Annotated in this window: 7 protein-coding genes and 1 pseudogene; 3 read left to right on the top strand and 5 right to left on the bottom strand. The window is 62.7% G+C overall.

Translation table 11 applies throughout. The features are described 5' to 3' along the window. Positions 1-115: 115 nt before the first annotated feature. From ACLQ62_RS10340 to ACLQ62_RS10320, 5 genes and pseudogenes are all read right to left on the bottom strand, one after another. Positions 116-874 carry a VOC family protein gene (locus tag ACLQ62_RS10340; protein ID WP_411721551.1) on the bottom strand — a complete coding sequence of 253 codons (759 nt, stop codon included), beginning with the start codon at positions 872-874 and terminating at the stop codon, positions 116-118. A 137-nt stretch (positions 875-1,011) separates the two neighbouring features. Further along, a complete protein-coding gene (locus tag ACLQ62_RS10335; protein WP_411721550.1) occupies positions 1,012-1,893 on the bottom strand; it encodes an HNH endonuclease in 882 nt (293 codons plus the stop codon). A 103-nt stretch (positions 1,894-1,996) separates the two neighbouring features. Continuing rightward, complete coding sequence (locus ACLQ62_RS10330) at positions 1,997-3,490, bottom strand: UvrD-helicase domain-containing protein (RefSeq protein ID WP_411721552.1); 1,494 nt, start codon at positions 3,488-3,490, stop codon at positions 1,997-1,999. A 318-nt stretch (positions 3,491-3,808) separates the two neighbouring features. Beyond that, positions 3,809-4,108: pseudogene (locus tag ACLQ62_RS10325) on the bottom strand (nuclease-related domain-containing protein); the annotation flags it as partial. Positions 4,109-4,210: 102 nt separating this feature from the next. Then, the gene (locus ACLQ62_RS10320) at positions 4,211-5,476 is read right to left on the bottom strand and encodes a J domain-containing protein (RefSeq protein WP_411721549.1); all 1,266 of its coding nucleotides are present in this window, start codon (positions 5,474-5,476) and stop codon (positions 4,211-4,213) included. Between the two features lie 231 nt (positions 5,477-5,707). Here ACLQ62_RS10320 and ACLQ62_RS10315 point away from each other — a divergent pair, with 231 nt between their 5' ends. The 3 genes from ACLQ62_RS10315 to ACLQ62_RS10305 form a co-directional block, all read left to right on the top strand. Beyond that, the gene (locus ACLQ62_RS10315; protein WP_411721548.1) at positions 5,708-6,157 is read left to right on the top strand and encodes a hypothetical protein; all 450 of its coding nucleotides are present in this window, start codon (positions 5,708-5,710) and stop codon (positions 6,155-6,157) included. 31 nt (positions 6,158-6,188) lie between these two features. Continuing rightward, positions 6,189-6,482 carry a hypothetical protein gene (locus tag ACLQ62_RS10310; RefSeq protein WP_411721547.1) on the top strand — a complete coding sequence of 98 codons (294 nt, stop codon included), beginning with the start codon at positions 6,189-6,191 and terminating at the stop codon, positions 6,480-6,482. A gap of 4 nt (positions 6,483-6,486) precedes the next feature. Then, positions 6,487-6,679: hypothetical protein (locus ACLQ62_RS10305; protein WP_411721546.1), on the top strand; the 193-nt coding region annotated here is incomplete at its 3' end.

The following is a 6,679-nucleotide window of genomic DNA, read 5'->3' as shown; positions in this document are numbered from 1 at the left end:
CTTCCGGCCCGGAATGCGCCTGAGGCGTTCCGCATGCTTGATGAGAACCCCGGAGAGGCGTTGCAGGTGGTGCTCGACTATCGCGAATAACGGTGGTTGAGTCTGTCGAAACCGGCTAGTTCAGGAGTTCGACCCGCACGCCGTCCGGGTCGGTGAGGACGGCCCGGCGACCGTCGCCGATGTCAGGCACCACGCGAGGTTCGGCCGCCACGACACCACGTTCGGCAAGCGTTGTGAGCGCAGCCTTGATATCGGTCACCCGGAGCGCGATGTGGCTGAAGCCGGCGGATGCCTGCGGCGACGCCTCTAGCCTCAGCACGTCCGAGCGAATCGCATAGAAAGCCTGTGGGGTTTCGCTGTCGTTCTCCCAGGAATCCGGAACCGGAGCCATGCCTACGGTGTGGGTGAAAAACGCGGCGGCTTCATCCAGGTCGTCGACCCGGTAGCCGTAGTGGTCGAAGGCTGTGATGAGTCCCAAGCCCGGGCCGGGCGTGCGGAACTCGACCTCGCGCTGGAGCAGCTCGAGCCGTGCACCGTCGGGGCGTTCGACGAAGGCGATGCGGCCGTTGCCGGTGGCGGCGATGCGCGGCGGAACAGCGGCGCTGCAGCCAGCGGCGACGAGGCGGTCGAAGTCGCTGTCGATGTCATCGCTCATAAAGGCCAGGTGATTGATGCCGAAGACGGCGTCCGGGCCAGGGTCGGGCGCATAGATCAGTTCGATCATGCTGCCAGCGAGCTGCAGGTAGACAATCTGCAGCCCGGAGTCGGGTGAGCTGTGGTGGAAGACGATGCGGGCGTCAAGGGCGCGGTAGAAGGCGAGCGAGGCGTCGGCGTCGCGGACGAAGATTCCGAAGTGGTTGAGCTCATAGATCATTGCGACTGTCCTCTGTGTCCGCGCGGGGAGACCGCACATGGATTCCCAGCTTCCCAAGCGGTTCGGATTGGGGTCAAATGTTGTCCGGTTCAGGCCGAAGGAGGGACCAGCGATTCAAGACAGCCGCAGCAGCTTTACTATGCGGCAAACTGTTCCCAGCGAGCGGCCAGACCTTCGCGGGAGGGTCGATCGCCCCGTCGGGCTGGCAAAACAAGCGAGGTCCCATGCATGTCCTGAAGTCCGTGTCTGAGCATGGGGCCATCAATTTCATCCAGAAGCGCGCGGTTGATTCGGACCTCATAGTCGGGCGTGATCCCCATGAGATTCCGATCGTAAGCGGCATGATGGAGTTTGCAGAGGGCCATACCATTGGTGACCACTGCAAGGCCTGCTAGTGCTGAATCTTCAATGATGTGTGCAGCGTCGAGCAACTCCGCGTGCTTGAGATGACACACGGCGCAAGTGCTGGCATATGCATGCATGACACGTGCGCGAAACACTGGCTGGTGTAGCCGCTGCTTCACAGCGCGCTCGGCGTACCTGCGTTCGTCGACGGTCATGTTGAGCGGGTCACCGAAGAAGCGCATCGACTCCTCAAGCGCGATGAGAAAAGTGCGCCGGACGGTGTCATCTGCGACCACGTAGACGGGGTAGTGCGCGACGTATACTCCCGGCCGTACGCCCTGAAAGTAAATCATTCCGGTCTTCTGCTCAAGCGCACGTTTGAGTTTCGTGTTGTCCCCACCGTCTCGCGACTGATACTCATAGTGGACGAATCCGTCGTCGCTGATGCCGTCGTTGTAGGTTCCTTTCACTCCCGTCATGATCGAGAGTGTGGCGTCGAAGTCTTTGGGATTTCGAATGCCGCGGGCGCGATCGAGCAGTGGGATCGGGGTGTCGCCGTATCTGTAGTTGACGAGCTCATCACGTGTGAGCTCGTAAGCCCCAAGCTCGAGCCTGCGATCCAACCAGCGGAAGATGTCTTTTCGGATGGCTTGCTGCTCTGCGCTTGAGTACATGCATTCTGTCTAGCAGCCCACGCAGCAGGCCCCACAGAGAATGCCGTGAACTGGGGTCAGAATGGCGACAACCGTCTAACCGCCGTCGGAACTGCCCGACTGTTCAGTCGAGAACGCCAACCCACAGGCCGTCGCGCGCCCGCGTCATCGCGACATATAGTTCACGACGATCGCGTTCATCACGCTCCCGCACGATGTCATTGAACGTAGAGGATCCGGTGTCCGCGGTCCGCGGACCAGGAACATTTGAGTAGAGCTGTGCGGATCGCAGTCGGGGGACAAGCACGTGCTTGAACTCGAGTCCCTTAGCGCGCTTCACCGTGCCTATCTTGACCGCATCAATCGGTTGCCCATCGTACTTCTCGAGACTGATCGTCGGAATCCCGGCGCTCCTGCAGGCTCGCTCAACGAGCTCGACCGCTGCCTTCGTCAACGCGAGCACGCCAACGTCTCCGAAGGAAGTCCCGACCTCACTAGCCATGGCTCGGACGCGGTTCACCATCGCGAGATCGTGATCGGCCGCAGTCTCGCTGCGAGACACGACCGGCTCAATCCCATGCCGAGGAACCTCCTTCGTGGCATCGGCACCTTGATCAGTGCCTTCGATGTCGGTGAACTGGTCGCCTGCGATCATCGCATTGGCGAAGGCCAGGATCTCGGCGGTATTGCGATAGTTGGTGTCCATGACCACGCCTCGCCCGGCCAGGGAGATCCCTACTTCGGCAAGTGTGTATCCGCCCGGATAGATGCTTTGCTGGCCATCTCCGATCAATGTGAAGCCATCTGCTTGGTCGCCGACAAGTGAGTAAAGCATCCCAACCATCGCACAGGAAAGATCCTGCGCCTCGTCAACGATGACGGCCGAGTACCCGGTGAGCGGGTCCTCACGGAGGGAGCGAGCCGCGAGGAGGACTTGATCCGCGAAGTCATTGATCCCGGCTGTTCTCAGTCGGTCTTCGTACGCTCGGTAGAGCGTCCAGACTGCTCGGCGTTGGTCCACTGTCAGGCGACGCCTTCGACCGACTCGAGCCGAGTCGGCATAGGCCTCAAAAGAGGTCATGCCCCGCCCTTTGATGACGTGGTCGATCTCTTCCTTCCAGTACCGGTCTTTGGCTTCAATGGCAGCCAGCGGTCCGCTTACTCCCACGTCGAACCAGGCTGACTTGAAGGCGGAGTTTGCCTGCACCGGGTTCGTGCTGACTCGGATGCCGCGCTCGCTCAGCACTCGGCTTGCGAACCGATGCACACTCACGAATTCGACCTTGTCGCTTACCTCTGGGGCCATCCGCTCCATCAGGCTGGACAGGACGGCCGGCAGGGTGCGCACGTAGGTCGTAACTAAGACTTTGCCCGGTCGAGATCGAGCAAGATATGCAGCTCGGTGGAGTCCGACAACGGTCTTGCCGGTTCCAGCCGCTCCGCGAATTCTGGAGGGGCCGTTGAAGTTTCGCCGGATGAGCTTGGTCTGGTCGGGATGTAGGAAAGTCATCCAGTCTTCGACCGGGGAGGCGAGCATTCCTTCCAACAACGCTGAGTTCACTTCGTCAGCAGACAGCAGGTCACTCTCTTCGATTGTTGCTGGCGGAGCCTCGAGCACAGGCTCGGGCAGTGCTGTATTCACTGGTTGGGGAGCGCCGATGACGGGGAAGTGGCTCAGTGCCGCACGAAGGACAGTGTCGACTTGAAGCGAAGTTAGTCGATTTCCTCGGGAGGCAATGTGACGGAGTGCGTCACTTTCGCCGACGATGTCGACCGTGCCAATCGATGCCTTGACGCCTTTGCGACCGGCGAGAACGACGATTGGGCGGACTTCGCCTGGTGCGAGACCGACAGCGCCAAAAGCGCCTTCTGCGCCGAAGGCTAAGTCGGCAAGATTGTCGAACTCGTCAGTGACGTCTTCCTGATCACGGAAGACCCGCCCGGCGGCGATTACAACGTCTTTCCACCACTTCGTGTCCACGATGAACACCCCGCCTGGGCCGACCATGACCAGGTCGACTTGCGCAGTTCGGCTGCCTGGCCACTGACGGTCGGGGAGGAAATGATAGCCCGCCGCCGAGAGCGGGGCGAGGACGCGAGCGACCTGCTTCTCGGAGATAGACGCTGCCCTGTAACGGCCCGCAGCCTCGCGAGCATCGTGCGCCGCGCGCTCATGTTGTACCGCAAGGGCGAGCTGACGGAGGGACTCGTGTCCAGCGGACGATCCAGCAGACATCCGCACTCCCCCCGATTGCATGTCTGGCCCATTCTGACATTCCTCTCGGACGCGACGGAGTTCATAAGGGCCGCTGCACCCGAAGTGGGGTGGGAAGAAGAGCTACGCGAACGCCACCCGCCGCGCCACACGCTCCACCAGCTGACGCACTTCCCAGCTCTCGCCACTCTCGATGCCGTGGATCCCGCCACCGAGCATCGGCGCAAGCCGCGTGATTCCGATACGCCACGTGAGCGTCGGCACATCACCGAGCTTCGCCGGCGGAGCATTCACCGCGACAGGGTCCATGTCGACGAACAGCACTCCGGTCAGGCCGGTCACGCCAATCGCATCCGACAGTTCCACCAACCGCTGCGGATCCAGGCGCTGCCGCTCACTGAGCGGCTCAATAAGAAAGAGACCCTGCGGCCCGACCACCAGGTGTGACGCGTAGGCGCCCTCGTCGCCGATCCACACGTCATGCCAGATCGTAAACTCCGCGCTGAGCGACTTCAGCGCCACAGCGATCCGCTCCTGTGCCAGCGCCCGGGCGAACTCGATCTGCGCTCCCGTTGGCGCAACCATCACGGAGTCAGGCGAATACGGGGAGCGGAGGAAGCTGTCCGCGCTCTCCGGGCGGCGCTCCAGGTCATCGGCGAACAGCTGCCGGGCGACGTCGTACTCGGCTCGACGCTCGGCGAAAAGTGCGCGGTTCCAGGCACGCATCGCCCGCACCTCGGCCCGAGCGGGACTCGTAAACAGCCTCATCGTCGCAACAACGCCGCCACAGAGAAACGCCACACCGAACGTTCCGATCGCCACCGTTCCCACCGCGGGCCAGGGCAGTGCGGGCAGGATTCCGGTGACCGCCGCAATGACGAACAATATGGCGAAGAGCAGTGCGAACGGCACCAGGAGCTGCAGGCACACCACCCCCCACATGTGCAGAAAGCGGTCTTGCTCGTGCGGGATACGCGGCGGCTTCGCTGGCGGTGTCGGCGGCCGGGGCGACAGCATCCATTCGCGGGAGATGTTGAGGTATCGGGAGCGTGAGTATCCGCCCGGATGCCCGTACGCCGCCGCGAAGGTCGGCGTCGCGGTTGCACTCGCAGCGGGCTCGCGAGCTGCCCGGCGCGAGGAGGAGCGCTCGCGTCGCGTGTCACCGCGGGGAGGAACGGATGCCTGCGGCAGATGCAGTCGGTCATACTCACGTCGCCGGGCGGCATCGCCGAGGACCGTCCACGCCTCCTGCACTCTGCGGAAACTCTCGGCTGAGCCGCCGACATCCGGATGGCTGGTGCGGAGCGCTCGCCGATACGCACGCTTGAGGTCGTCGACGCTCGAGGCGTGCGGCGCACCGAGAACGTCGTAGTAGGTCTCCCGACTCATCCGACCCCCTCGTTCGGTAAGCGACACCCCAATCTAGGAGGCAGCTGGCTCCCGAGGCGAGGCCCCAATGCGGGGCTGCAGGGATCCCGCTCGGGCCAGTCGCCCCGAACCTGCTTGAGGAGGATTGACGGGACCCGGCCCGAGTGACACTGTTTTTGTTGACGGAGTCGCCCGCGCAAATGCGCCTCTGGGCGTCACGCAAGCGATCCGGGCCGTGCAAAGGATATGGCGATGGGGATCTGCGACGTAATAGACGACTGGGACCAGATCGGGTGTACATCCGAGGGATTCGACGCCATGAAGGAGTACGGGGGCGAACTCCTGGAGTCGTGGGGCTTCGATGATGTGGAATGGAGCGACGACCCAATAGTCGACCCGAACACCGACAGTGACTTTCTCGGTGCTTACGACCCATCCACCGGCACGATTCACCTGTCGCCCGATTTCCTGTGCCAGGCCGAAGGAGGCGACGTCGCCAACGTCGTCGCACATGAAGCCTTCCATGCCGCGGTGGATCAGGCAGATTTACCGGAGGCCGGCGAGGAAGCGGCCGGTTATGACTTCGGCTCAGAGGTGCAGACGGAACTCGAGAGTGAATGCACCTCGTCGGAGTCCGGCACCCCGTCGGACTTGCCCGATTTTCCTTGGGGAGTGTCCACGCCGGAGCCCGCTCCGGGATGACGTGCTGACCGGACAGTGAGGTACGAACGAAATGAGACTGCTCACCGAAGAGGAGCAGGCGATTGTGACCAAAGCCGAGCGTCGCGCTTCCGCTGCACTGTCGTATGGACTCCGGGAAAGTGTCGTGAACGGGCAGCTCTCCATGCTGTCCAGCATGCTCGACAGCATCCACGAGGTGCCCGGGTCGTCCGGGGCGCTCCTGGAGGCACGGCTCCTGGAGCGAAAAGCGTCTCTCATCCGCCGAGTCGTTGGGCTGCCTGTGCTGGTCCGCTTCTTCAGGGAATCCACTGACGTTCTTCTCGATCCGATCCTCGGCTCGAGGTGACCTTGTGTACCCCATCGGCTCGCTCGGCGGCACCTTCGTGTTGGTTACCGACGAGGAGTATCCGGTCATGGTCCGCGAGATGCTCAGCGACGCTCGACGGCGATGCCTGGTGAGCATGTTCATCGTCGACGCCGGCAGTCGATCCGAATCCATGAACAGCATTGTTCTCGCTCTGGAGGCCGCAGTGTGGAGAGGCC

Source organism: Mycetocola sp., assembly GCF_046716805.1.
Classification (GTDB): Bacteria; Actinomycetota; Actinomycetes; order Actinomycetales; family Microbacteriaceae; genus Mycetocola_A.
The sequence above is the reverse complement of the archived record's forward strand: the minus strand, read 5'-3'. Positions and strand labels throughout refer to the sequence as shown.

Excerpts from the sequence above, each read along its gene's own strand:
- ACLQ62_RS10340 (WP_411721551.1), bottom strand. The coding sequence starts at position 874 with ATGATCTATGAGCTCAACCACTTCGGAATCTTCGTCCGCGACGCCGAC.
- ACLQ62_RS10335 (WP_411721550.1), bottom strand. The coding sequence starts at position 1,893 with ATGTACTCAAGCGCAGAGCAGCAAGCCATCCGAAAAGACATCTTCCGC.
- ACLQ62_RS10320 (WP_411721549.1), bottom strand. The coding sequence starts at position 5,476 with ATGAGTCGGGAGACCTACTACGACGTTCTCGGTGCGCCGCACGCCTCG.
- ACLQ62_RS10315 (WP_411721548.1), top strand. The coding sequence starts at position 5,708 with ATGGGGATCTGCGACGTAATAGACGACTGGGACCAGATCGGGTGTACA.
- ACLQ62_RS10310 (WP_411721547.1), top strand. The coding sequence starts at position 6,189 with ATGAGACTGCTCACCGAAGAGGAGCAGGCGATTGTGACCAAAGCCGAG.